Annotated in this window: 22 protein-coding genes; 13 read left to right on the top strand and 9 right to left on the bottom strand. The window is 47.9% G+C overall.

The features are described 5' to 3' along the window. Nucleotides 1–319: 319 nt before the first annotated feature. Nucleotides 320–1798 (top strand): 4-hydroxy-3-polyprenylbenzoate decarboxylase, encoded by a 1479-nt coding sequence (ubiD, locus tag ACTHUF_RS03000; RefSeq protein ID WP_315093852.1) that lies wholly within the window; start codon nt 320–322, stop codon nt 1796–1798. 267 nt (nt 1799–2065) lie between these two features. Here the strand turns inward: ubiD and ACTHUF_RS02995 are convergent, their stop codons facing one another. The 4 genes from ACTHUF_RS02995 to nirK all read right to left on the bottom strand — a co-directional run bounded on the left by ACTHUF_RS02995 (nt 2066) and on the right by nirK (nt 6913). Beyond that, the gene (locus tag ACTHUF_RS02995) at nt 2066–4159 is read right to left on the bottom strand and encodes an AsmA family protein (protein ID WP_315094004.1); all 2094 of its coding nucleotides are present in this window, start codon (nt 4157–4159) and stop codon (nt 2066–2068) included. Between the two features lie 176 nt (nt 4160–4335). Further along, complete coding sequence (gene rpsO / locus ACTHUF_RS02990; protein ID WP_036491726.1) at nt 4336–4605, bottom strand: 30S ribosomal protein S15; 270 nt, start codon at nt 4603–4605, stop codon at nt 4336–4338. 209 nt (nt 4606–4814) lie between these two features. Further along, a complete protein-coding gene (locus ACTHUF_RS02985; RefSeq protein ID WP_003745813.1) occupies nt 4815–5570 on the bottom strand; it encodes a formylglycine-generating enzyme family protein in 756 nt (251 codons plus the stop codon). Between the two features lie 173 nt (nt 5571–5743). Beyond that, nucleotides 5744–6913 carry a copper-containing nitrite reductase gene (gene nirK, locus ACTHUF_RS02980; RefSeq protein WP_004519389.1) on the bottom strand — a complete coding sequence of 390 codons (1170 nt, stop codon included), beginning with the start codon at nt 6911–6913 and terminating at the stop codon, nt 5744–5746. A gap of 399 nt (nt 6914–7312) precedes the next feature. Here nirK and ACTHUF_RS02975 point away from each other — a divergent pair, with 399 nt between their 5' ends. From ACTHUF_RS02975 to ACTHUF_RS02965, 3 genes are all read left to right on the top strand, one after another. After that, on the top strand, nt 7313–9568 hold the full coding sequence (locus ACTHUF_RS02975; protein WP_003745817.1) for a nitric-oxide reductase large subunit: 2256 nt from the start codon (nt 7313–7315) through the stop codon (nt 9566–9568). Between the two features lie 95 nt (nt 9569–9663). Next, entirely contained in the window at nt 9664–10563 is a 900-nt protein-coding gene (gene prmB, locus ACTHUF_RS02970; protein ID WP_440406997.1) for a 50S ribosomal protein L3 N(5)-glutamine methyltransferase, read from the top strand. A gap of 225 nt (nt 10564–10788) precedes the next feature. Next, nucleotides 10789–11526 (top strand): toxin-antitoxin system YwqK family antitoxin, encoded by a 738-nt coding sequence (locus ACTHUF_RS02965; protein WP_440406995.1) that lies wholly within the window; start codon nt 10789–10791, stop codon nt 11524–11526. Between the two features lie 46 nt (nt 11527–11572). Here the strand turns inward: ACTHUF_RS02965 and ACTHUF_RS02960 are convergent, their stop codons facing one another. Further along, on the bottom strand, nt 11573–12133 hold the full coding sequence (locus tag ACTHUF_RS02960) for an adenine phosphoribosyltransferase (RefSeq protein WP_003745823.1): 561 nt from the start codon (nt 12131–12133) through the stop codon (nt 11573–11575). 168 nt (nt 12134–12301) lie between these two features. On the opposite strand from ACTHUF_RS02960, the gene gmk reads away from it, so the two are divergent. The 3 genes from gmk (at nt 12302) to ACTHUF_RS02945 (ending at nt 15441) form a co-directional block, all read left to right on the top strand. Beyond that, on the top strand, nt 12302–12919 hold the full coding sequence (gmk, locus tag ACTHUF_RS02955) for a guanylate kinase (protein ID WP_003745825.1): 618 nt from the start codon (nt 12302–12304) through the stop codon (nt 12917–12919). Nucleotides 12920–12971: 52 nt separating this feature from the next. Further along, the gene (rpoZ, locus tag ACTHUF_RS02950; protein WP_003682294.1) at nt 12972–13178 is read left to right on the top strand and encodes a DNA-directed RNA polymerase subunit omega; all 207 of its coding nucleotides are present in this window, start codon (nt 12972–12974) and stop codon (nt 13176–13178) included. Nucleotides 13179–13284: 106 nt separating this feature from the next. Next, the gene (locus ACTHUF_RS02945; protein WP_440406993.1) at nt 13285–15441 is read left to right on the top strand and encodes a RelA/SpoT family protein; all 2157 of its coding nucleotides are present in this window, start codon (nt 13285–13287) and stop codon (nt 15439–15441) included. 122 nt (nt 15442–15563) lie between these two features. Here the strand turns inward: ACTHUF_RS02945 and ACTHUF_RS02940 are convergent, their stop codons facing one another. The 3 genes from ACTHUF_RS02940 to ACTHUF_RS02930 all read right to left on the bottom strand — a co-directional run bounded on the left by ACTHUF_RS02940 (nt 15564) and on the right by ACTHUF_RS02930 (nt 17072). Then, entirely contained in the window at nt 15564–15725 is a 162-nt protein-coding gene (locus tag ACTHUF_RS02940; protein ID WP_003745829.1) for a hypothetical protein, read from the bottom strand. Nucleotides 15726–15800: 75 nt separating this feature from the next. Beyond that, entirely contained in the window at nt 15801–16262 is a 462-nt protein-coding gene (gene recX, locus ACTHUF_RS02935) for a recombination regulator RecX (protein ID WP_315093866.1), read from the bottom strand. Nucleotides 16263–16358: 96 nt separating this feature from the next. Then, nucleotides 16359–17072: a phosphoglycolate phosphatase gene (locus ACTHUF_RS02930; RefSeq protein ID WP_315093868.1), complete on the bottom strand. Its 714-nt coding sequence runs from the start codon at nt 17070–17072 to the stop codon at nt 16359–16361. 421 nt (nt 17073–17493) lie between these two features. On the opposite strand from ACTHUF_RS02930, the gene ACTHUF_RS02925 reads away from it, so the two are divergent. The 4 genes from ACTHUF_RS02925 (at nt 17494) to ACTHUF_RS02910 (ending at nt 21161) form a co-directional block, all read left to right on the top strand. Beyond that, nucleotides 17494–18759, top strand: coding sequence for a Glu/Leu/Phe/Val family dehydrogenase (locus ACTHUF_RS02925; RefSeq protein ID WP_003745834.1), 1266 nt, complete (start codon nt 17494–17496; stop codon nt 18757–18759). A gap of 160 nt (nt 18760–18919) precedes the next feature. After that, complete coding sequence (locus ACTHUF_RS02920; RefSeq protein WP_315093870.1) at nt 18920–19738, top strand: FKBP-type peptidyl-prolyl cis-trans isomerase; 819 nt, start codon at nt 18920–18922, stop codon at nt 19736–19738. Between the two features lie 97 nt (nt 19739–19835). Continuing rightward, the gene (purN, locus tag ACTHUF_RS02915; RefSeq protein ID WP_315094006.1) at nt 19836–20462 is read left to right on the top strand and encodes a phosphoribosylglycinamide formyltransferase; all 627 of its coding nucleotides are present in this window, start codon (nt 19836–19838) and stop codon (nt 20460–20462) included. A 30-nt stretch (nt 20463–20492) separates the two neighbouring features. Then, entirely contained in the window at nt 20493–21161 is a 669-nt protein-coding gene (locus tag ACTHUF_RS02910) for a DUF3108 domain-containing protein (protein ID WP_440406990.1), read from the top strand. A gap of 55 nt (nt 21162–21216) precedes the next feature. Here the strand turns inward: ACTHUF_RS02910 and ACTHUF_RS02905 are convergent, their stop codons facing one another. Beyond that, nucleotides 21217–22710, bottom strand: coding sequence for an Rne/Rng family ribonuclease (locus ACTHUF_RS02905; protein ID WP_039861979.1), 1494 nt, complete (start codon nt 22708–22710; stop codon nt 21217–21219). Between the two features lie 238 nt (nt 22711–22948). Here ACTHUF_RS02905 and grxC point away from each other — a divergent pair, with 238 nt between their 5' ends. Beyond that, nucleotides 22949–23206: a glutaredoxin 3 gene (grxC, locus tag ACTHUF_RS02900; protein WP_222570596.1), complete on the top strand. Its 258-nt coding sequence runs from the start codon at nt 22949–22951 to the stop codon at nt 23204–23206. A gap of 21 nt (nt 23207–23227) precedes the next feature. Then, nucleotides 23228–23662, top strand: coding sequence for a protein-export chaperone SecB (secB, locus tag ACTHUF_RS02895; protein WP_003745844.1), 435 nt, complete (start codon nt 23228–23230; stop codon nt 23660–23662). The last annotated feature ends 170 nt before the right edge of the window (nt 23663–23832 follow it).

Below are 23832 nucleotides of genomic sequence, written 5' to 3'. Positions count from 1 at the left end.
GTAAACATTCCTCTCTTGAACGAAACCATACTTGATATTTCCTGCCTTTTCCTGCAACTGTTTTGTAAACCTGTCTGCTATTGAGCAAATTGTCCACTTCAGCGGAATGTCTACTGCCTTCGTGTCTGATACGATTACAGGTGAAATGTGGATAGATTTCTGCTACAAGGGCTGGAAGTTCCGTATTCACAACCCATATGGTAAATATTGGTTTTTGCTGAAAACAGCGAATGCCCAAAAGCCATATTGCAATAAATATATGATTCAGGCCGTCTGAAATCCCAAATTTGGTTTTAGACGGCCTCAAATAAGGATCAACATGAAATACAGAGATTTGCGAGAATTTATCGCCGGATTGGAAGCCGATGGCAAACTCAAGCGCATTCAGCATCCGGTGTCGCCGCATTTGGAAATGACCGAAATCGCCGACCGCGTGCTGCGCGCCGAGGGGCCCGCGCTGTTGTTTGAAAACCCGATTAAGCCCGACGGTACGCGCTACGATTATCCCGTGTTGGCGAATCTGTTTGGCACGCCCGAACGCGTGGCGCTGGGCATGGGCGCGGACAGCGTGTCCAAGTTGCGTGAAATCGGTAAAACTTTGGCATATCTGAAAGAACCCGAACCGCCCAAAGGCATTAAAGACGCGTTTTCCAAACTGCCGTTGCTGAAAGATATTTGGAGCATGGCGCCGAACGTGGTAAAAAACGCGCCGTGTCAGGAAATCGTGTGGGAAGGTGAAGACGTTGATTTATATAAACTTCCGATTCAGCATTGCTGGCCGGAAGACGTTGCGCCGCTGGTCACATGGGGTTTGACCGTTACGCGCGGGCCGCACAAAAAACGCCAGAACTTGGGCATTTACCGTCAGCAGTTAATCGGCAAAAACAAGCTGATTATGCGCTGGCTGTCGCACCGCGGCGGCGCGCTGGATTATCAGGAATTCCGCAAACTCAATCCCGATACGCCGTATCCCGTCGCTGTCGTGCTCGGTTGCGACCCTGCCACCATTTTGGGTGCGGTAACGCCTGTTCCCGATACCTTGAGCGAATACCAGTTTGCCGGACTGCTGCGTGGTTCGCGGACGGAACTGGTGAAATGTATCGGCAACGATTTGCAAGTGCCTGCCCGTGCCGAAATCGTATTGGAAGGCGTGATTCATCCGAACGAAACCGCGCTGGAAGGCCCGTACGGCGACCACACGGGCTATTACAACGAGCAGGATCATTTCCCCGTGTTTACGGTCGAACGCATCACCATGCGCGAAAACCCGATTTACCATTCCACCTACACGGGCAAACCGCCCGATGAGCCCGCTGTTTTGGGCGTGGCGTTGAACGAAGTGTTCGTGCCGCTTTTGCAAAAGCAGTTCCCCGAAATCACCGATTTCTACCTGCCGCCCGAAGGCTGCTCCTACCGCATGGCGGTGGTCAGCATGAAAAAACAGTACGCCGGACACGCCAAGCGCGTGATGATGGGCTGCTGGTCGTTCCTGCGCCAGTTTATGTACACCAAATTCATCATCGTGGTGGATGACGATGTGAATGTGCGCGACTGGAAAGAAGTCATCTGGGCAGTCACCACGCGCATGGATCCCGTACGCGACACTGTTTTGATGGAAAATACGCCTATCGACTATCTGGATTTCGCCAGCCCTGTCAGCGGACTCGGCGGCAAAATGGGTTTGGATGCAACCAACAAGTGGCCGGGCGAAACCAACCGCGAATGGGGACGGGTGATCAAAAAAGACCCTGACGTTACGGCCAAGATTGATGAGATTTGGGAGCGTTTGGGTTTGTAGATGTCATTTCTATTGGAATTTATACTTCAAATCGTGATGGAAATGATTGGGGCAATGTTTGAAGGTACGGTAGAAATATTGAGGCTCGATTGGAGCAAAAGAAAACTCTCCAAAGAAGGCTTGATAATGTTAACCGTATGGTCTGCCGTCATTGTTGCACTGATTGTGTATATGGTTATTCCTAAGTAAACATCTTATTCTGACAACACATCTGTTAAAAGGCCGTCTGAAACTTTTTGGGTTTCAGACGGCCTTTGATTTGAAAACCTAGCGCGGTTTGAGCCACTTCCATTGTTCTTGTATGGTTTCTTGCAGGGCTTTTTGTTTTTCTGCCGGTGTGTTCAAGCCATTGGTCAAGCGGCTGTAATCAAGGGTAATGGAAGGGTTTTGTACGGTTCCGCCGATTTTGAGGGGAATCGGTTTGTTTTTGGGTTGCAGTACGTTGCTGATAAGCAGGTTTTCGGACAACTTTTGGGTATTCAAATCGGTATAGCCGCTGCTGACAACGTGCAGGCTGTCGGAAAACAGTTCGGTGTTGATATGATGGCTGATGCCTTTCTCGATTTCACTATTGAGGATGAAATGATGGAAAGGGGTTTTGAGGTTGCTGTTATCGATTTTTTCCGAAGAGATGCCGTTTTTCAGAATGCTGTCCATATCGATGCCGTGCCATGCGCCGTTGGTAATATCGAGGAGCAGGCTGCCGTTTAGGGCTTGTATCATTTGGGCGCGGTCGTTGCCGGAAGTTTGAATGTCGATAACGGCGTCGCCGCTACCACTGAAACTGTGGAAACCGAACAGGTCTTGTAGCAGCGGCTGAATTTGTATGTCTTTTGCGTTTTGCTGAAGGTGATAGGAAGCAGGTTGGGTCGCCGCAATACTCAGTCCGCCTTCTGTTTTGCCGCCATAAAGCCCGGCTTTGAAACGGTGCAGGGCGATATGTTCTTTATCTGCAGTAAGCAGGGATTCGACGTTTTCAAGTTGCAGGCCGGCAGTTTGAATGCTGCCGATTTGAAGGTTGGCCTCAATGTCGGGCAGCCAGGATTTGGCCAGCAGGGAAGGAAGACTGAGTGACGGTTGGGTTTTCAGGTCTTCTAAGTAAGGGGTCAGATTGAGTTTTTGTAAGGCGATACCGGCGTCAAGGTGCGGGCGCGGTTGGGCATCGCGTTGGTATTTAAAGGCTAAGGCGAGGGCTTGTCTGTCAAATGCGCCTTTCAGACGGCCTTCCCATGTATTCAGGCTGAAGTTGGCCTGCCCTTCGAGTGTGCTGATGAAGCGTGGACGGGGAAGGCGGTTGATGGTGTCTTGCAGGGTACTGAGGTGCAGTTTGGGCGCATCGATGCCTTTGCCTTTTTGCCAAACCAACGGGCTGGAAAAGGTAAAGTTGGTTTGGAGGCGGTCGTTTTTATGGCTGCCTTTGAGTTCAAAATTGGCGGCGGTCAAAACGGTTGCGTAGAGGTTGGCTTTGTCCAGTTTGAATGAGCCGTCCCATTGGTTGTTTTCGCTGCCGGCGGTCAATGCGCCGTTGAGTGTGTTGAGGTGTAAATAGCCGTTTTTGAATTGCAATAGGGGCGAACGTGCGTTGATATGCAAGTTTTGAAAGCCGCTTTCGGCTTGCAGATTGAAGTCGCGGAGTAGGGCGGTTTGGTTTTGCCAATTAAGGCTGCCTGCGATTTGGGCATCCAGCTTGTTTTTGAATAATACGGTTTGCAGGTTCAGCTTAAGGGCGGGAACACTCCAACCGGCATTGTTGGGTACCAGATAGCCTGCACCCTGCCAACTGATAGGATTGCCAATGTTTTGCAGTGTGCCGCTGATGTCGAAGGGGCGGCCGTCTGAATCGGCTTGCTGCAGGGAAAATTGCAGATTGTTTAAGGCAATATTTTGCTCTTTAGTGTGATAACGGATGCTGCCGTTATTGATGATGATGCGGTTGAGCTGAAAACTTTCTTTTGACGATGGGTCTTGTTGCAGGCAGGCGGGCAGATGGTGTTTTGAGTCCAGTGTCAGTGTCGGGTTTAAAAGAATCCATTTTTCAAGTATGGGCGCATCCGACCATAGGCTGCTCCAGCCAAAGCCCATTTTGGATTCGGCGATGTTCAGCGTTGGCGTGTCAGGTTCGGAAGAGGAAAGGCTGAGGTCTTTTAAAATCAGCGTGGGGCGCGGCAGCCATTTTCTGCCGATAGTGGTGTTGTATTTGATTTGGCAGCCATGGGCGGAAAAGTTTTTTTGTATGAATGCGTTGATGTTTTCTGTGTTGAATATGCGGAACATTAAGGCACTCAATACCGCCGCGAGGCATAAAAGCGCGGTAATGCTGAAAACCAGGGTTTTCAGCCAAAATTTTCCTGAGTGCAACATCGAATGAACAGACAATTCAGATTCTCGCTTTGATGGGAGCTTTAAGGAATGATTGGGAGTTTAAGCCTTGCTGCTTAAGCGTGTGGAAGTATAACACAGGGTGAGCCTATGTTTCAGACGGCATGGGCATGTGAATAAAAACACCGCCCAAAGGCGGTGTTGATTTTAAGCATAAATTATTTACGCAGACCCAGGCGGGTAATCAGTGAACGGTAAGTATCAGGCTGAGTACGGCGCAGGTAAGACAGCAGGCGACGACGTTGGCTAACCATTTTCAACAGGCCGCGACGGCTGTGGTGGTCTTTAGGGTTGGCTTTGAAGTGAGGAGTCAGGTCGTTGATGCGGAAAGTCAACAGAGCGACTTGTACTTCAGAAGAACCGGTATCGCCTTCTTTGCGTTGGAAATCTTTAACAATTTGTGCTTTTTGTTCTACGGTCAATGCCATGATGGATAACTCCGAAAATAAAAGAACCTTTTCAGGTTCGGACAAGTTTGCCAAGCCAAACGACCTAAGCAAACTCCTAAGTGCCTTTTTATAAAGACGGGCGGATTATGCCACAATTTGTCTTTGTGTGCCACATCTTTTCAGACGGCCAAAAAAAGCGGCGATACCTTCCAGTACCGCCAAAGCTGCTTTGGTGATAAAACTAAACTTTATTTGCTTGCGCAGCGGAAGCCTAAGTTATTTAAAACATATTTGGATTGCAGGCTGGTACGGATGCCGTAGCGCAAGAAAGCAGCATAGTTGGATGGGTCGCTTGAGCCTACGGATGCGCCGCTACAGAACATTTGGGTGTTGGACGAACCGGCTGAGAGTTGGCTGCTGTTGAAGTCTTCAGTCCATTCCCAAATCAGGCCGTGCATATCGTATACGCCCCAGTAGTTGGGTTTGTTTTTACCGATGTCGTGCAGGCCGTTGCGGCCGCCGTCTGCATACCAATCTAAGATGGTACGGTTGTAGCCGGGTTCGGCAGAGCCGTCTTTTTGAGTGGCAGAGGCTAAGCCTGCAAATTCCCATTCGTCAATAGTCGGCAGGCGTTTGCCTTTGGAAACGCAGTAGGCATTGGCGGCAAACCATGAAACATTGGTTACCGGATGTTTGAGTTCGCTGGCCTTAGGCGCATAACTGTTGCTGCCGTTTTTTACCCAATGTTTCAGGTAAGCTTTTTCAGCTTGTTTAGAGCTGATTTTGTCTTTTTGCCATTGTGGATGTGTTTTCAAAAATTCGGCGAATTCGGCATTGGTTACAGGATATTTGTCAAGTTGGAAGGGCTTGACTTTAATAAGGGAAGTCTCTTTTTTGAGATAGAGAGGACGATAGCTGCCTCCTTCGATTTTTACCATTTCGGCTGCAAATGTATTGCCGCAGATTAAGGCACTGCCTAAGAGGAGGAGTCGTATGAGTTTCATGGTACGCCCTTATTATCGTTTGAAAACAGAAAATTTATTTTTAAGATAGCCTAATCATAACAAGGCCGTCTGAAAAATTAATCTGTCTGATTGAATAGGAAGATTAATTGTGATGGAAGCCACTGCGACTCTAAGAGAAGAGTAGCAGTGGCTTGGCGTATTAAACCGAGGGATTATTTAGCGGCTTCAGAAGCAGCAGGTGCGGCAGACGCAGCGGCTGGGGCAGAAGCGGCAGCACCGGCAGGTTGGTAAACGGTGTCGCTCAGTTTTTTGGTCATGATTTCAGGGTTTTCGTTACCCTCAACTTTCAATTGACCCAAAGCACCTTTGTTGAACGCACGGAAGATAGAGTGGTCAACTATAGTGTAGCTGCCTGGAATATCGACTTTGAATTCGATCATGGCGGCGCCACCAGCAGGAATCACAGTGCTTTGTACGTTTTCGTTAATCAGTTTACCACCTTCAACATATACTTTGTCGAAGATTTCGCCGATAACGTGGAAAGAAGATACCAAGTTAGGACCACCGTTACCAACGTACATACGAACAGTTTCACCAGCTTTAGCTTTCAGGGCATTGTCGCCGGCGATAGAGCCCACGTGGCCGTTGAATACAACGTATTCAGGTTGTTCGGCAATTGCTTTGTCCATATCGAAAGGTTGCAGGCCTTGAGCACCTTTTTTACCTTTAGTATAGAAGTCGCCTTGTACGATGTAGAACTCTTTGTCCACTTTAGGCAGACCTTCTTTAGGTTCAACCAAGATCAAACCGTACATACCGTTGGCGATGTGCATACCTACAGGAGCAACGGCACAGTGGTAAATGTACAAACCGGCTTGCAGAGCTTTAAAGCTGAAAGTAGAAGTGTGGCCTGGGGCAGTGAAGGAAGCTTCTGCACCACCGCCTTGACCGGTAGCAGCGTGGAAGTCAACGTTGTGAGGAACGGTAGAAGAAGGATTGTTAGAGAATTCTACTTCTACGGTATCGCCTTCGCGTACACGGATCATTTGACCCGGAACGTCGCCGTTGAATGTCCAGTAGTGGTATTCAACACCGTCTTCCATGGTCATGGTTTTTTCGACGGTTTCCATTTTAACGCGTACTTTAGCCGGATGATCGCGATCGATTGCAGGTGGAACTTCCGGAGCGTGAGTCATGATGGCATCGACTACAGGCAATTCTGAAGAAGGAGTCTCGGCAGCAGCTTGTGAGTCAGAAGCAGCAGCAGGAGCTTCGGCAGAAGCGGTGGCAGCCGGAGTTTCAGCTGGTTTAGCAGCTTGTTCGCCGCATGCGGCCAGTGCAAATACAGAAGCGATAAGTGCAGCTAAGGTTTGGCGTTTCATGTTTAAAGTTTCCTTATTGTAAGAAAAGTTAAGTATCCTGATAGGATGGTTTGAAATTTTGTATGATTATGTAGGCGCTTGTTTGGGTGTATTTTGACATAAATCAAATTGTTCAATGAATATGAATCTTTTAATCCTTAAATACTCCTTTAGTAGTATAAAAAACTAAACCGAAAAGTTTATTTTTGTGTGAAAATGTTAGTGTGGGCTTAACACAAAATATAACAAAGGAGGAGTTATACAAGATAATAGGAATCAATATCATGTAAGTTAATGGTTTTAAAGGAATATTATTGACAAAATATTTCTTTACTTTTAAAACCGTGATACAATCTTTAACATTCATATTTGATGAATTAATACCCAACCACTTTTTACCAAAATCAAGGAGTACTCAAAATGGGACAGTACAAGAAGCTTTGGTACTTGCTGTTTGCCGTACTGGCAGTATGCTTTACCATTCTTGGTTATATGGGTAGCGAGGTCTATAAAAAGGCTCCGCCATACCCTGAACAAGTCGTTTCTGCATCCGGCAAAGTCCTGATGACCAAAGACGATATTTTGGCAGGTCAATCTGCATGGCAAACTACCGGCGGTATGGAAGTTGGCTCTGTATTGGGTCACGGTGCATACCAAGCTCCGGACTGGACTGCCGACTGGCTGCACCGCGAGCTGGTTGCATGGTTGGATCTGACTGCGCAAGAAACTTACGGCAAAAAATTTGACGAAGTTTCTCCTGAGGAACAAGCTGTTCTGAAAACCCGTTTGGCTGACGAATACCGTAACCAAAGCCGTATTAAGGAAGACGGTTCTGTCGTTATCAGCGATACCCGCGTGAAAGCGATTGAAAGCATTCTGCCTTACTACCACGGCGTGTACAGCGACGATCCTAAGTTCCAAACCACTCGCGAACACTTTGCAATGAAAAACAACACATTGCCAAGCCAAGAAGCGCGTGAAAAACTGTTCAACTTCTTCTTCTGGACTTCTTGGTCTGCTTCGACCAACCGTCCTGACGAGAACTTCACTTACACCAACAACTGGCCGCACGAGCCTTTGATCAACAACGTACCGACTACTGAAAACTACATGTGGTCCTTCACCAGCGTGGTATTGTTGCTGATGGGTATCGGCTTGCTGATGTGGGGTTACTCTTTCTTGACCAAACACGAAGAGGTTGAAGTACCTACTGAGGATCCTATTTCCAAAGTACAACTGACTCCTTCTCAAAAAGCGTTGGGCAAATATGTATTCCTGACTGTTGCGCTGTTTGTCGTACAAGTACTGTTGGGTGGTTTGACTGCTCACTATACTGTCGAAGGTCAAGGCTTCTACGGTATCGATACCGCACTGGGCTTTGAAATGGCCGACTGGTTCCCATATGCGTTGACCCGTACTTGGCACATCCAATCCGCTATTTTCTGGATTGCAACCGGCTTCCTGACAGCAGGTCTGTTCTTGGCTCCGATTGTGAACGGCGGTAAAGATCCTAAATTCCAACGTGCCGGTGTGAACTTCCTGTACATCGCCCTGTTCATCGTAGTCGGCGGTTCTTATGCAGGTAACTTCTTTGCTTTGACCCACATCATTCCGCCTGAGCTGAACTTCTGGTTCGGTCACCAAGGTTACGAATACTTGGATCTGGGTCGCTTCTGGCAACTGTTGCTGATGGTCGGCTTGCTGTTGTGGCTGTTCCTGATGCTGCGTTGTACTGTCTCTGCCTTTAAAGAAAAAGGTACAGACAAAAACCTGTTGGCTATCTTCGTAGCTTCTATGGTCGGTGTGGGTGTGTTCTATGCTCCTGGCCTGTTCTACGGTGAAAAATCTCCAATCGCTGTGATGGAATACTGGCGTTGGTGGGTGGTTCACCTGTGGGTAGAAGGTTTCTTCGAAGTGTTCGCTACTGCCGCCTTCGCATTCATCTTCTACAACATGGGCTTTGTCCGCCGTAGTACTGCTACTGCTTCTACTTTGGCTGCTGCTGCCATCTTCATGTTGGGTGGTATTCCAGGTACATTGCACCACTTGTACTTCTCCGGCTCTACCTCTGCTTCTATGGCAATCGGTGCATGTTTCTCCGCTTTGGAAGTTGTACCTTTGGTTCTGCTGGGTCGTGAAGCTTACGAACACTGGTCTTACCAACATCTGTCCGATTGGGCGAAACGTCTGCGTTGGCCTCTGATGTGCTTCGTAGCAGTTGCCTTCTGGAACATGATCGGTGCCGGCGTATTCGGCTTCCTGATTAACCCGCCGATTTCCCTGTTCTACATCCAAGGTCTGAACACTACTGCAGTTCACGCTCACGCGGCTCTGTTTGGTGTGTATGGTTTCTTGGCTCTGGGCTTCGTATTGCTGGTTGCACGTTACCTGAAACCTAATGCTCAATTTGACGACAAACTGATGACTTGGGCATTCTGGCTGCTGAACGGCGGTCTGGTGGGTATGATTGCCATCAGCCTGTTGCCGGTTGGCGTGATTCAAGCTTATGCTTCTATCACTCACGGTCTGTGGTATGCCCGTAGCGAAGAATTCCTGCAAATGGAAATTCTGGATACCCTGCGTTGGGTTCGTACCGCTGCTGACTTGATCTTTATCGGTGGTGCTGTCTGCGTTGCTATCCAAGCTACCAAAATCGTATTCAGCCGCGATAAATAATCTTAAGCTGAATTAAATCGAAGGCCGTCTGAAAAGTTTTCAGACGGCCTTTCTGTTATAATTTCAATATTCTTAAATCGACAAGACAAAACATTATGTTTAAGCAAGCTGCTCAAGAGCTGACCACTGTTCGCGATTTATTGCGTTTCGCCGTCAGCCGTTTTAACGATGCCGGACTGTTTTTCGGACACGGAAGCGATAATGCCCATGACGAGGCAGCCTATCTAATTTTGCACACTTTGAATCTGCCTTTGGATATATTGGAGCCTTATTTGGATGCCAAATTGTTGCAAAGTGAGAAAGAAGAGGTATTGTCCATTCTCGAACGCCGCGCAGTGGAGCATATTCCTGCCGCGTATCTGACACATCAAGCATGGCAGGGCGAGTTTGATTTTTATGTCGATGAGCGCGTCATCGTGCCTCGTTCTTTTATTTATGAATTGCTTGGCGACGGTATCCGTCCTTGGATTGAACATGATGAGTTGGTGCATCGAGCTTTGGATTTGTGTACCGGTAGCGGCTGTTTGGCCATTCAAATGGCGCACCACTATCCTGATGCACAAATCGATGCCGTAGATTTGAGCTTGGATGCGCTGGAAGTGGCCGCGATCAATATTGAAGATTATGGCTTGGAAGACCGTATCAGCTTGGTGCATACCGATTTGTTTGAAGGTTTGGATGAAACCTACGACTTAATTGTTTCCAATCCGCCTTATGTTGATGCAGAATCTGTGGAAGCGTTGCCTGATGAATACCTACATGAGCCGGAATTAGCTTTGGGTAGCGGAGAAGATGGTTTGGACGCTACACGCCAAATCATTTTGCAGGCTGCGAAATATTTGAATCCGAAAGGTGTATTGCTGGTTGAAATCGGCCACAACCGCGAAGTATTGGAAGCTGCTTATCCGGAATTGCCGTTTACTTGGTTGGAAACCAGCGGTGGCGACGGGTTTGTATTCTTATTAACCCGCGAGCAATTATTGGGTGAAGAATAAATTGTTTTAATGTAATTGAAATAGAGGCCGTCTGAAAAAAATTCAGACGGCCTCTATTTTGTAATGTCTTTAATGTTTTAAGAAAATACAAACGCCTATGATATGTCGGTTGTGAAATCCAAGCAGGGTTTGAAACTATGGCTTATAATATTTGTCATAGATTCAAATGCCGGTAGATTTTTATTACTGACTTTTTGTAGAACATATACTGCCAAACCCAATATTATGAATAATTGTTTAAAATCAGGCCTGTTGGCTGCTGTTTTATTCAGTACGCCCGTTGTCGCTTTTGCCCAGCAATATACCGTTTATTTCAATCAAAACGGTAAACTGACGGCAACCATGCCTTCGGTTGCTTATGTCCGCCAATACAAAATTGCGGCAGGCAAGGCGCAGGTTCAGGATTTTTACTATCCATCAATGAAAAAATATTCTGATCCGTACGAGATACCTGCTGGTCAGATTAAGGTTTTTGTGCCGGCTCTGGACAATGGCACGCTGACTCTGTGGCATTTTAACGGGCAGAAAAAGATGGTTGGCAGCTATCGCAACGGCAAGCCGCACGGCGAGTGGATTAACTGGTATCTAAACGGCAAAAAATCTGCGGTCATGCCTTATCAAAACGGCTTAAGCGAGGGCATAGGCTCTCGTTATTACCGCAACGGCGTCAAAGAAAGCGAAATCCAATTCAAGCACGATAAGGCCAACGGTCATTGGAAACAATGGTATTCAGACGGCAGCCCGAAAACCGAAATGATGATGAGCAATGATAAACCGACGGAGATTATCAGTTGGGATGAAAATGGCCGCATTGTGTCTGAATTGAGTATTCGCAACGGCAAGCGCAGCGGCATTATTTTGGATTGGTATGATGATGGTGCGAAGAAATCCGAGTTGGTTTATAAAGACGACCAGTTGGTGAAAAAAACCTTTTGGGATACAGACGGATACGTTCTCGAATAATTTTGACAATAAAAAACCGCAGGCTGATCGGCTTGCGGTTTTTTTATTACATACAGCCTTTGTTTTGGCATAGGGTAAATAACGGCGCGCCGCTTTCGCGGATTTTTTTGCCGCCGTCCAAGTCGGTAAACTCCAAAATAGCAGCCGTTTCGATTACTTCGCCGCCCAGTTTTCGGATCAGCTCGACACCTGCCAGCATGGTGCCGCCGGTCGCCACCAAATCATCTACCAACAAAACGCGTGCGCCCGGCTTGATGGCATCAGTATGGATTTCTACCGTTGCTTCGCCATATTCCAAAGCGTAACTTTGAGAAACCGTATCAAACGGCAGTTTGCCTTTTTTACGAATGGGAACGAAGCCGACATTCAGCTGATAGGCCAAAGCCGCGCCAATGATGAAACCGCGTGCGTCCAAGCCTGCCACAACGTCAACTTTTTGCCCCATATAGCGGTAAACCAGTAAATCAACCAGCAGGCGGAAATATTCTGCGCTTTGCAAAACGGGAGTAATGTCATGAAACAAAATCCCTTTTTGCGGCCAGTTTTCAATTTTACGGATTTTGTCCGCCAAAGCTTCTACGCCCATTACTTCAGGATGAATCAACATTTCGACATTCCGAAATCAAAAAGTTTTTAACACGCCATTGTAGCGGTCATATGCAAACTTGCCAAATTAATCGATACAATAGCCAAATTTTGCAACTAGCCGTCTGAAATTCCGAGAAACATTGTGTTGTGTTATAATTTACAGATACATACCATCGGCTGAATTACCATGCAAAATCACAAAAAAGGCAATATTTTCATCATTTCTGCCGCTTCGGGCACAGGCAAAACGACTTTGGTGTCGCGCCTGTTGAAAAATCATGACGATATCCGTGTTTCCGTTTCTCACACCACGCGCCAGCCGCGCGAAGGAGAGGTGCATGGCGTGCATTACCACTTTGTCCCCAAAGACGAATTTGAATCACTGATTGAGCAAAGAGCCTTTTTGGAACACGCCAATGTGTTCGGCAACTATTACGGCACCAGCATCGCCGGCGTAAATTCGTTGAGCGAAGAGGGCTATGATGTGATTTTGGAAATCGATGTGCAAGGTGCGGCGCAAGTGCGTAAATCGTTGCCTGAAGCCAGCAGTATTTTCATTCTGCCGCCTTCCTTTGAGGTATTGGCGCAACGTTTGATCGGCCGTGGTACGGATAGCGAAGAAGTCATTCAAACACGCCTGTCCAAAGCCCGTCACGAGATTGAACAATCCGTTTTATTTGATTACGTCGTCGTGAATGACGATTTGGATCGTGCCGAAGCCGATTTGTTCCACATCATTAAAGCAGGCCGTCTGAAAAAATCCGCCCAGCAGGGATTTATCTCAAACCTGTTGGAAAATTCGTAAAAAACAGCGAAAATAACCGTTTATTTGAAACATAGAAAGAAAGCAAGCAAACATGGCCCGTATTACTACTGAAGACTGCACAGGTAAAATCCCTAACCACTTCGACCTCACACTCGTTGCCGCCCGTCGCGCACGCCAACTGGAAAACGGCAACACGCCTTTGGTTGACGACATCCGCAACAACAAACCAACCGTAACCGCCCTGCGTGAAATCGCAGCCGGACAAATTGGAACCGAGCTTTTGACACGCAACAAATAAACCAACCGGCAAACTGATAAAACCGCCGTGCGGACTGTATCGGTGCAATATAACAACCGATACAGTCTGACGGCTTAAAAAAATAGCCATAAAAGGCCGTCTGAAAATGCCAGCCCCACTGCCTACCGCTCCTTATGACCCGTTGACAGCAGAAGCGCGCGATCTTCTGTTTCGCACCGCATCCTATCTCAATGAGAATGAACAGGCCGAGCTTGAAAAAGCCATTGCCTACGCTTTTCATGCCCATGACGGACAAACCCGTAAGAGCGGCGAACCCTACATCACCCATCCCCTTGCCGTTGCCACGCAGCTTGCGATTTGGCACATGGATGTTCAGGGCCTTTGCGCAGGCGTTATGCACGATGTATTGGAAGACACGGGCGTAACCAAAGTCGAAATGGCGGCGGAATTCGGCGATACCATTGCCGAAATGGTAGACGGCCTCTCCAAACTGGAAAAACTCAAATTTGAAGATCATGCCGAGCATCAGGCGGAAAGTTTCCGCAAACTGATCCTCGCCATGACTAAAGACGTGCGCGTCATCGTCGTCAAACTGGCCGACCGATTGCACAATATGCGCACGCTCGGCTCTATGCGTCCGGACAAGCGCCGCCGCATCGCCAAAGAAACCCTTGAAATTTATGCTCAAATCGCCAACCGCATCGGTCTGAACAACGCGTATCAAGAGCTTCAAGACTTATCGTTCCAAAACCTTCACCCAAGCCGCTACGAAACCCTGAAAAAAGCCATGGACAACAGCCGCAAAAACCGTCGCGATGTTGTCGGCAAAGTGCTGCGTGCATTCAGTCAGCGTTTGGTCGGTGTCAATATTGAAGCCAAAATCAAAGGCCGCGAGAAAAACCTATACAGCATTCATCAAAAAATGCTGGCTAAAAAACTGCGTTTTGCCGAAGTAATGGATATTTACGGCTTTCGGGTCATCGTCAACAGCATTCCTGCCTGTTATGCCGCATTGGGTGCATTGCATAATTTATACCAACCCAAGCCCGGCCGTTTCAAAGACTATATCGCCATTCCGAAAAGCAACGGTTATCAAAGCCTGCACACGACCTTGGTCGGTCCTTACGGTTTGCCGATCGAAGTGCAAATCCGTACGCGTGAAATGGATGCCGTAGCCGAGGGCGGTATTGCCGGCCATTGGATTTACAAATCCGGTGAAAACACTCCGGATCAGGCCGTCCTCCATATGAACCGATGGTTGAAAAATATTCTTGACCTGCAAGCCAGCAGCTCAAATGCCATCGAGTTTCTGGAACATGTCAAAGTCGATTTGTTCCCCAACGAAGTCTATATCGTTACTCCGAAAGGTGATATTTTGACCTTGCCTAAGGGTGCAACGCCGATTGACTTTGCCTATGCCGTGCACACCAATATCGGTCATAAAACCGTTGCCGCGCGCATTAACAATGTCATGATGCCGTTGCGCACCAAGCTGAAAACCGGCGATACGGTCGAAATCATTACTTCCGAACATGCCAAGCCCAATGTGGCATGGTTGAATTTTGCCGTTTCCAGTCGTGCGCGCAGCGCCATCCGCCAATACGTTAAAAATCTGAATCGTCACGATGCCGTTGTTTTGGGTGAAAACCTGCTGCAAAAAGCTTTATCCAGCCTGCTGCCTAAAGATGTTTTGCTTTCAGACGACCTCAAAGAAAAATACCTTGCCGATTTGAATACCAAACAAACCTCGTTTGAAGAGGTCCTCTACAATGTCGGTATGGGGCATACTTTGCCGATACATGTTGCCATGCATATTGCCGAGTTGGCTGGCCAACATTTCGGCAGTGAGGTCAAACTCAGCCCGATTAAAGTCAACGATCAAGAGACCGGTCGGATTCATTTTGCCGAATGTTGCCATCCGATTCCAGGCGATCCGATTCGCGCCTTATTGGTCAAAGACAAGGGCATGATTATTCACCGTGATACCTGCCAAACTTTAGTCAAAGCCGATCCGGAAGAGCAGTTGGATGCCGGTTGGGACAGTATGCGTAATCAAACGTATCGCACCATCCTCAACGTCAAATCTGAAGATGCCCATGGCTTGTTGGCTTCAATGGCGCAAGCGATTTCCAACTCGGGTGCGGACATCGAATCTGTCGATACGCCGACCAAAGCGCAAGCAGGAACGGAAGGCTTTGTGGAATTTAAATTCACAATTAAAGTCAAGGACTTGGATCAGGTTAATCAGATTGTTCATGAAATGCATGCCAATCCGAATATCCGCAAAGTAATCCGAGGATAATCTGTAATAAGTGTGCTAAGTAAGAAAAGGCCGTCTGAAAGTATGTTCAGACGGCCTTTTGAGTATGTACAAACAAACTTCTTTCAGTTTGTTTTGAAGAAAAATAATGCTTCAGGTTGGATTTAACTCAACCAAAATCGGAAAACCAAGAAAAAAACTAAGACCAAAACGCCGGCCCAAACCAGCAACATGAATCCGGCCACTGCCTGACCCAAGCGGTAAACAGGGTTTTTGCGTTCGTCTTCAAGTAGGGGATTGGATGTATCGTGTGGTTTGTCGGACATGATGAAGCTCTGATTGGATTATTGAATGAAAGCGTAAGGGTACGCCGATAGCCGTAAAGATTCAAGTAGGAATGATTATTGATAGAAGTCTTCTTCTTCATTCCATGCGGTTTTTAAGACCGTCTGAATGGTGTCTGCACCAAAGCCGCGATACGCAAGGAAACGCGCTTGTTTTTGTTTTTCTTTCAAATCTTCAGCTTCTTGCTTGAATTTTTTACGCAAAACGGAAATGGCGGTTTGCAGCTCGTCCTCCCTGTCGGGTAGTAATTCCCGACAGTCATCCGCATCAATACCTTGTTGAGCCAAGGCTTGTTTGAGGCGAAGCGTGCCGTAACGGTTACTCTTGCTGTGAATATAGGCTTCAGCGTAACGTTGGTCGGATTGCCAATTTCGTTCGGCAAATTCGTCCAAAACCTTTTCCAATTCTTCTTCGCTTTCAGCGTGCGGGGCCAGTTTGCGTTTCAAACCGACGCGGCTGACTTCTTGACGGGAAAGAATATCCAAGGCGCGGGCACGTAAGGTTTTAGGGGGTCTCATGGGATGTGGCGGAGGTGAAGTGACTACATTGAATTACATTTTCAGACGGCCTGATTGGGAAAATGGCCGAAAAGGCCGTCTGAAAATAAAGCCGAATTATTCTTCGTCTTTATTTTTTTGCGGTTGCAGATTTTCGTAGATTTCAGGCAGGGCGCGAATCAACAAATCAGGTTTGGTTGCTTTGTCTTGGGAGAGCAAAGTCATGTCACCGTAGCCGAAGGTTACGCCGATGCTGAAGCAACCGGCCGCTTTGGCGGCAAGAATGTCATTTTTAGAGTCGCCCACCATCAGCATATTGGCAACATCGATGCCCAATACTTCGGCCGCATGCTGAAGCGGCAATGGGTTGGGTTTTTTCTCTGTCAGGCTGTCGCCGCCGAGAACCAGGCTGAAATAGCTGTCGAGATTAAGCTGTTTCAGCAGCTCGGCAGCCAGCACTTCATTTTTGTTAGTAATGACAACCAGCGGGATGCCCAAGGATTTGAGCAGGCCGAGGCCGGCTTCGGTTTCAGGGTAGGGGCGGGTAAAGTCGCTCAAGTGCTCGCGATAATATTTCATAAAGAACACAAAGCCTTTTTCCCAGATTTCAGGATCGGCTTCTTTTTCACGATCATGGGTGATGACACGATGAACCAATTTGCCGATGCCGTCGCCGACATAACTTTCAACCGTTTGAGTGGGTAAAACAGGCAAACCCAGGTATTCGCACATGGCTTGGGCGGCGGCGGTCAAATCCGGAATGGAATCGCATAAAGTACCGTCCAAATCAAAAGCAACGGCTTGAACGTGTTCTAAAGTAGCAGCGGTCATTAAATAGCTTTCTGTCATATCATTTAAGGCGTTATTTTAGCATTATTTCCCCGATTTGCCGATGTTTTGCTGATTTTTCAATGGCTGCTTATTTAAATTGTTAACAATTTTTGCAGGCGTAGGATTGGTTGTCTGTCGGGAAGGGTGGAAGTGATTTTGTCAACAAAAAGGGAGCTTGGGTAGGTATTGAAAAACAAAGAGTTTGTATCGTTTTTGGAAAGGGTTTGAGAAATATTGGGGCCGGGCCGTCTGAAAATTTTGAGTCAAGGCGTCTATATTTTCAGACGGCCTCAAACTAAATTCATATATAAATGAATGGATTTGCTTTTTATTGACTACATGCTATTACATTTTTTCCCGTTTTTGTATATAGTAACAAGTATGGCTCTCGTCTAATCATGTGTATGAAAAGGAAAAATACATGTCCGCATCTGCTGTTAAAGAAACACTGAATCCGTTTGAAATTGCACAAAAACAAGTAAAAATTGCCTGCGATCGCCTGAATGCCGACCCGGCAGTATTTGAAATCTTGAAAAAGCCGCAACGTGTTTTGGAAGTGAACTTCCCTGTCAAACTCGACAACGGTACAGTAGAAAATTTCACCGGTTACCGTTCCCAACACAATAACGCCGTCGGCCCTTACAAAGGCGGCGTGCGCTTCCATCCCAATGTGAATCTGGACGAAGTCAAAGCCCTGTCTATTTGGATGACCATCAAATGCTGCGTAGCCGGTATTCCTTACGGCGGCGGCAAAGGCGGCATCACTTTGGATCCGCGCAATTATTCCGAAGCAGAATTGGAACGCATCGCCCGCGCTTATTCCGAAGCCATTTCTCCGCTGATCGGCGAGAAAATCGACATTCCTGCCCCTGATGTGAACACCAACGGCAAAATCATGTCTTGGATGGTTGATGCCTATGAAAACGTGGTAAAACATTCTGCACCGGGCGTATTCACCGGCAAACCGGTTGAGTTCGGCGGCTCTTTGGCGCGTACCGAAGCCACCGGTTACGGCGTAAACTTCGCCGCCGTACAAGCTTTGGAAAAACTGGGCAAAGACGTGAAAGGTGCCACTTACGCCATTCAAGGTTTCGGTAACGTGGGCTACCACACCGGTTACTATGCACACAAATCCGGTGCGAAAGTCGTTGCCGTATCTACTGTTGACGTTGCCATCTACAACGAAAACGGCTTGGATATGGAAGCGCTGTTCAAAGAATACCAAGAAAAAGGCTTCATCACCAACGAAGCCGGTTACGGTAAAGAAATCAGCAATGCCGAACTTCTGGCTTTGGATGTGGACGTACTCGCCCCTTGTGCATTGGAAAACCAATTGACTTCCGAAAATGCAGGCAAAGTCCGCGCGAAAATCGTGGTTGAAGGCGCAAACGGCCCGACTACTCCTGAAGCCGACGTTATCCTGCGTCAAAACGGCGTATTGGTTGTTCCTGACATTTTGGCAAACTGCGGCGGCGTGGTTGTATCTTATTTTGAATGGGTACAAAACCTGCAAGGCTACTACTGGGAGTTTGACGAAGTTCAAGAGAAAGAAACCGTTGTCCTGCGCCGTGCGTTCCGCGATATTTGGAACTTGGCTCAAGAATACGATGTCGACCTGCGTACCGCTTCTTACATGATGAGTATCCGTCGTGTTGAAAAAGCAATGAAACTGCGCGGCTGGTATTAATCGTTTGACCGATAGCTAAGATTAGGCCGTCTGAAACCTGTTTTCAGACGGCCTTAATATTTTTGATAAGCGCCTTTACAAATTTTAATCCACTTTGATTCCATTTCAATCAAACTCAGCTATAATCCCCTTTTTTGACCTTTCCGGAAAAGACATAATCATGAACAAAACTTTCAAATTCAGCGCATTGGCTTTGTCTGCTCTGTTGGCGATGACTGCTTGCAACCAACAAAAAGACACTGCCGCCAAAGATGCTCCTGCTGCTTCCGCAGCTTCAAATGCGACTGCAGATGCTTCCGCCATCGGTTCTACTGCCCAACAAGCCAGCTACGCAATGGGTGTGGACATCGGCCGTTCATTGAAACAAATGAAAGACCAAGGCACAGAAATCGATTTGAAAGTCTTCACCGAAGCCATGGAAGCCATGTTTGAAGGCAAAGAAGTCAAAATGACTGAAGCCCAAGCTCAGGAAGTGATGATGAAATTCCTGCAAGAGCAACAAGAAAAAGCGGCTGCCAAACGTGCTGAAGATGCCAAAGTAAACTTGGAAAAAGGCGAAGCGTTCTTGAAAGAAAACGCGACTAAAGAAGGCGTGAAAACCAGCGCTTCCGGTCTGCAATACAAAATTACCAAAGAAGGCGAAGGTAAAAAACCGACTAAAGACGACATGGTTACCGTTGAATACGAAGGCCGTCTGATTGATGGTACCGTATTTGACAGCAGCAAAGCCAACGGCGGCCCAGTCAGCTTCCCTGTAAGTCAAGTGATTCCAGGTTGGACTGAAGGTATCCAACTCTTGAAAGAAGGCGGTGAAGCAACATTCTACATCCCGGCTAAATTGGCTTACCGCGAAGTGGGTGCCGGCGATAAAATCGGCCCGAACGCCACTTTGGTATTCGACGTGAAACTGGTTAAAGTCGGCGCGCCTGACACTGCCGCACAACAACCAGTACAAGTTGACGTACAAAAAGTTCAATAATCCGAATCAAGGCTTACGCCCTTAAACAACGGATAAAAGGCCGTCTGAAAAAATTCCGTTTCAGACGGCCTTTGTTCCAAACCAACAAGGAATTATGATGAAAAATATCGTCATCCTTATTTCTGGACGCGGCAGCAATATGCAGGCGATTGTGAATGCCGATATTCCTGATGCCAACATTGCAGCCGTATTGAGTAACAACGAGACCGCAGCCGGATTGGCCTGGGCGGCAGAGCACGGTATTGCCACCGATAGTTTGAACCATAAAAACTTCGACTCGCGTCTGGCATTTGATCAGGCCATGATGGAGAAAATCGATGCCTATCAGCCTGATTTGGTCGTATTGGCAGGCTTCATGCGCATTTTGACTCCGGAGTTCTGCGCACATTATGAAAACCGCCTGATCAACATTCATCCGTCCATTCTGCCTTCTTTCACCGGTTTGCATACCCATGAACGCGCATTGGAAGCAGGTTGCCGAGTGGCAGGCTGTACCATCCATTTCGTAACGCCCGAGCTGGATTGCGGCCCGATTATTTCACAAGGCATTGTTCCTATTTTGGATGGCGATACCGCCGACGACGTTGCCGCACGCGTGCTGGCGGTTGAACACCAGCTGTTCCCGCAAGCCGTTGCCGACTTTGTTGCAGGCCGTCTGAAAATCGAAGGCAACCGCGTTTTGAATGCACAACGCAATGCTGCCGGTCAAAGCCTGTTGGCTTAATTAAAACACCATACACACAAGGAAAACATCATGAATCCGATTAAAACAACCTTATTGACACTTTCCCTGCTCACTGCCTCCGTCGGCGTGCAAGCCGCCGAATTGCCGCAATCTGCCGTTTTACAATACTCAGGCAGCTACGGTATTCCTGCGACCATGACCTTCACACGCAGCGGCAACCAATACAAAATCGTCTCTACCATCAAAGTACCGCTTTACAATATCCGCTTTGAATCCGGCGGCAGCATCAACGGCACAACCTTGCATCCGTCTTACTACAAAGATGTACGCGGTGGCAAAGTGTATGCCGAGGCCAAATTCTCCGGCGGCAACATCACTTACGGCAAAGCAGGTGATTTGAAAACCGAAAAATCCGGCCCGGCCATGGACTTGTTCACTTTGGCATGGCAACTGGCCGCCAATGACGTGCGTCTGCCGTCAGGTTTGAAAATTACCAACGGTAAAAAACTGTACACCGTCGGCAGCATGAACAAAATCGGCAACGAAAGCTATAAACTGAACGGCGGTACAACGCCTGTGAGCAAATATCGCGTCCGCCGCGGCGACGATACCGTTACTTACTCGTTTGCTTCCGATATTGACAATATCCCTGCGCAAATCAGCTATACCGATGACGGCAAAACCTACAACCTGAAACTGACTTCCGTCAAAATCAACGGTAAAGTAGTGAAACCGTAATCTTTATTTGCTCAAACAAGAAGGCCGTCTGAAAAGTTTTCAGACGGCCTTATCTTTACAGCAACACAATATCGTATTGTTCCTGCGTGTAGGCAGTTTCGACAGCCAGCGAAATCGGTTTGCCGATAAAGTCTATCAACATCGCCAGCGATTGCGATTCTTCGTCTAGGAACAAGTCGATGACATTCGGAGCGGCCAAGATGCGGAAGGCTTGGACATCGTAGCGGCGCGCTTCGCGGACGATTTCGCGTTGGATTTCGTAGCACACGGTTTGCGGCGTTTTCAGACGGCCCCGGCCTTGGCAGGAAGGGCAGGGTTCGCAGAGGATTTGGCTTAAGTTTTCACGCGAGCGTTTGCGGGTCAGCTCAACCAAACCCAAACTGGTGAAACCGTTGAGGGTAACGCGGGTACGGTCGAAGGCGAGGGCTTTGGCAAGCTCTTGCAGGACGGCTTCGCGGTGGGCTTCCTGTGCCATATCGATGAAGTCGATGATGATGATGCCGCCGAGATTGCGCAGGCGAAGTTCGCGGGCGATGGTGTGGCAGGCTTCGAGGTTGGTGCGGAAGATGGTTTCATCAAAATTGCGCGCGCCGACAAAGCCGCCGGTGTTGACATCGATGGTGGTCATGGCTTCGGTGGACTCGATGATGAGGTAGCTGCCGAAGTTGAGGTTGACGCGCGGTTGCAGGGCGCGGGCGATTTCCTGCTCGATGTTGTGGGTTTCAAATAGGGGGCGTTCGCCTTTGAACAGCTCGATTCTGCCCAATGCGCCTTGAACGTATTGTTCGGCAAACTGGGTCATGCGGCGGTGGTTTTCAGTCGAGTCGACCAGGATTTTGTGCGTATCGAGGCTGAACATATCGCGCAAAACACGCAGGCTCAATGGCAAATCTTGATAGAGCAGGGTTTCGGGCGGTTGGATTTTCGCCTGTTTTTGAATGTGTTCCCACACTTTGGTCAGATAGTTGATGTCTGATTGCAGCTGGGCATCGGAAGCGTTTTCGGCGTTGGTGCGGATGATGTAGCCGTGGCAGGCGTTTTCTGGCAGCAGGTTGTTGAGGCGCTCCCTCAGGCTGCTGCGTTCGGCATCGTCCTCAATGCGTTGGGAAATGCCGATGTGGTCTTCTTGCGGAAGATGAACGAGGAAACGGCCGGCCAGTGAGATTTGGGTGGAAAGCCGCGCGCCTTTGGTATTGATGGGGTCTTTGATGACTTGAACCAAGACGGACTGGCCTTCAAAGAGCATGTGTTCGATGCGTTGGGTTTCGTCCGGATTGCGGCGTTGTTCGAGGACGTCGACGATGTGCAGAAACGCGGCGCGCTCCAAGCCGATATCGATGAACGCGCTTTGCATGCCGGGGAGGACGCGTTTGACGACGCCCAAATAAATATTGCCGACCAAGCTATGGCCGCTGTTGCGCTCGATGTGCAGCTCGCAGATATTGTTCTCTTCCAAAACGGCCACACGCGTTTCTTGCGGCGTGATGTTGACGAGGACGGTTTCGGGCGGACGCACGGCGTCCTTGGGGATGGGGATTCCTGAAAGCATGGGGATACCTGATTTTGAATAGAAAAACTTTTGCGAAGTGTTCTTCTTCAAAAAAACAAATGGCAAAAGTCATTCAGCGAAAGCGCTTATCATACTTTAATTATGGGTTTTCCGCATCTGCGCAGATGTTTACAGTCAAGAGGCCGTCTGAATGTTTTTTACAACCGTACGGCGGGAACACTTGTAAAATAACGCTTATGCCCATATAGTCATGAACATTGGTATTTTGGAAGAAATCATGCAAACCGTTACTGTTTATACCGGTCCGTATTGTCCGTACTGCACCATGGCGAAAAGGCTGTTGCAGGCGGTGGGCGTGAAAGAAATCAACGAAATCCGCATCGACGGCAATCCGGAAATTTTTGCCGAAATGCAGCAGCTTTCCGGCCAGCGCAGCGTGCCGCAGATTTTTATCGGCGACACCCATGTCGGTGGCTTTACCGATTTGTACCGCTTGCAGCAGGAAGGCAAGTTGGACGAATTACTGAATCCTTAACCCTTAACTTAGGAAAATAAAATGAGCGAAGAATTGCAACCCGTATTCAGCGTTGAGCGTCTGTATGTAAAAGACTTGTCTTTGGAAGTGCCTCACGCGCCACAAATCTTCTTGGAGCAAGGCGAGCCTGAAGTGGATATGCGCGTTTCTACCGGCAACACCAAACTGGAAGACGGTTTCTACAGCGTTGACGTTACCGTGACCGTGACTGCCAAACTGAACGAAGAGCGCACCATGTTCTTGAACGAAGTTACCCAAAGCGGCATCTTCCGTCTGGAAAACATTCCTGAAGAAGACGTACAACTGCTGTTGGGCGTTGCTTGTCCGAACATCCTGTTCCCTTACGCACGCGAAGCCATTTCCAACAGCGTAACCCGCGCCGGCTTCCCACCTGTATTGCTCGCTCCGATCAACTTCGAAGCCATCTACCAACAACAACAGGAAGCTAACGCTTAATCGCGTTATACCTAAATTGAGGCCGTCTGAAACATTGCGTTCAGACGGCCTTTTTTATCTAAAAATCAGGACATAAGAAAAAATCTATAACAAAAAGTTCATATATTAATGCAATAAGTATATAATGATATCGTTTATCATTACGATTTAATTTTAAATTTTATAGGTTA

It is taken from the genome of Neisseria sp. P0024.S006 (assembly GCF_051956595.1).
Classification (GTDB): domain Bacteria; phylum Pseudomonadota; class Gammaproteobacteria; order Burkholderiales; family Neisseriaceae; genus Neisseria.
Note: the sequence above shows the minus strand (reverse complement) of the source record. Positions and strands in the feature narration are given on the sequence as shown.

Excerpts from the sequence above, each read along its gene's own strand:
- ubiD (WP_315093852.1), top strand. The coding sequence starts at position 320 with ATGAAATACAGAGATTTGCGAGAATTTATCGCCGGATTGGAAGCCGAT.
- ACTHUF_RS02995 (WP_315094004.1), bottom strand. The coding sequence starts at position 4,159 with ATGTTGCACTCAGGAAAATTTTGGCTGAAAACCCTGGTTTTCAGCATT.
- rpsO (WP_036491726.1), bottom strand. The coding sequence starts at position 4,605 with ATGGCATTGACCGTAGAACAAAAAGCACAAATTGTTAAAGATTTCCAA.
- ACTHUF_RS02985 (WP_003745813.1), bottom strand. The coding sequence starts at position 5,570 with ATGAAACTCATACGACTCCTCCTCTTAGGCAGTGCCTTAATCTGCGGC.
- nirK (WP_004519389.1), bottom strand. The coding sequence starts at position 6,913 with ATGAAACGCCAAACCTTAGCTGCACTTATCGCTTCTGTATTTGCACTG.
- ACTHUF_RS02975 (WP_003745817.1), top strand. The coding sequence starts at position 7,313 with ATGGGACAGTACAAGAAGCTTTGGTACTTGCTGTTTGCCGTACTGGCA.
- prmB (WP_440406997.1), top strand. The coding sequence starts at position 9,664 with ATGTTTAAGCAAGCTGCTCAAGAGCTGACCACTGTTCGCGATTTATTG.
- ACTHUF_RS02965 (WP_440406995.1), top strand. The coding sequence starts at position 10,789 with ATGAATAATTGTTTAAAATCAGGCCTGTTGGCTGCTGTTTTATTCAGT.
- ACTHUF_RS02960 (WP_003745823.1), bottom strand. The coding sequence starts at position 12,133 with ATGTTGATTCATCCTGAAGTAATGGGCGTAGAAGCTTTGGCGGACAAA.
- gmk (WP_003745825.1), top strand. The coding sequence starts at position 12,302 with ATGCAAAATCACAAAAAAGGCAATATTTTCATCATTTCTGCCGCTTCG.
- rpoZ (WP_003682294.1), top strand. The coding sequence starts at position 12,972 with ATGGCCCGTATTACTACTGAAGACTGCACAGGTAAAATCCCTAACCAC.
- ACTHUF_RS02945 (WP_440406993.1), top strand. The coding sequence starts at position 13,285 with ATGCCAGCCCCACTGCCTACCGCTCCTTATGACCCGTTGACAGCAGAA.
- ACTHUF_RS02940 (WP_003745829.1), bottom strand. The coding sequence starts at position 15,725 with ATGTCCGACAAACCACACGATACATCCAATCCCCTACTTGAAGACGAA.
- recX (WP_315093866.1), bottom strand. The coding sequence starts at position 16,262 with ATGAGACCCCCTAAAACCTTACGTGCCCGCGCCTTGGATATTCTTTCC.
- ACTHUF_RS02930 (WP_315093868.1), bottom strand. The coding sequence starts at position 17,072 with ATGACCGCTGCTACTTTAGAACACGTTCAAGCCGTTGCTTTTGATTTG.
- ACTHUF_RS02925 (WP_003745834.1), top strand. The coding sequence starts at position 17,494 with ATGTCCGCATCTGCTGTTAAAGAAACACTGAATCCGTTTGAAATTGCA.
- ACTHUF_RS02920 (WP_315093870.1), top strand. The coding sequence starts at position 18,920 with ATGAACAAAACTTTCAAATTCAGCGCATTGGCTTTGTCTGCTCTGTTG.
- purN (WP_315094006.1), top strand. The coding sequence starts at position 19,836 with ATGAAAAATATCGTCATCCTTATTTCTGGACGCGGCAGCAATATGCAG.
- ACTHUF_RS02910 (WP_440406990.1), top strand. The coding sequence starts at position 20,493 with ATGAATCCGATTAAAACAACCTTATTGACACTTTCCCTGCTCACTGCC.
- ACTHUF_RS02905 (WP_039861979.1), bottom strand. The coding sequence starts at position 22,710 with ATGCTTTCAGGAATCCCCATCCCCAAGGACGCCGTGCGTCCGCCCGAA.
- grxC (WP_222570596.1), top strand. The coding sequence starts at position 22,949 with ATGCAAACCGTTACTGTTTATACCGGTCCGTATTGTCCGTACTGCACC.
- secB (WP_003745844.1), top strand. The coding sequence starts at position 23,228 with ATGAGCGAAGAATTGCAACCCGTATTCAGCGTTGAGCGTCTGTATGTA.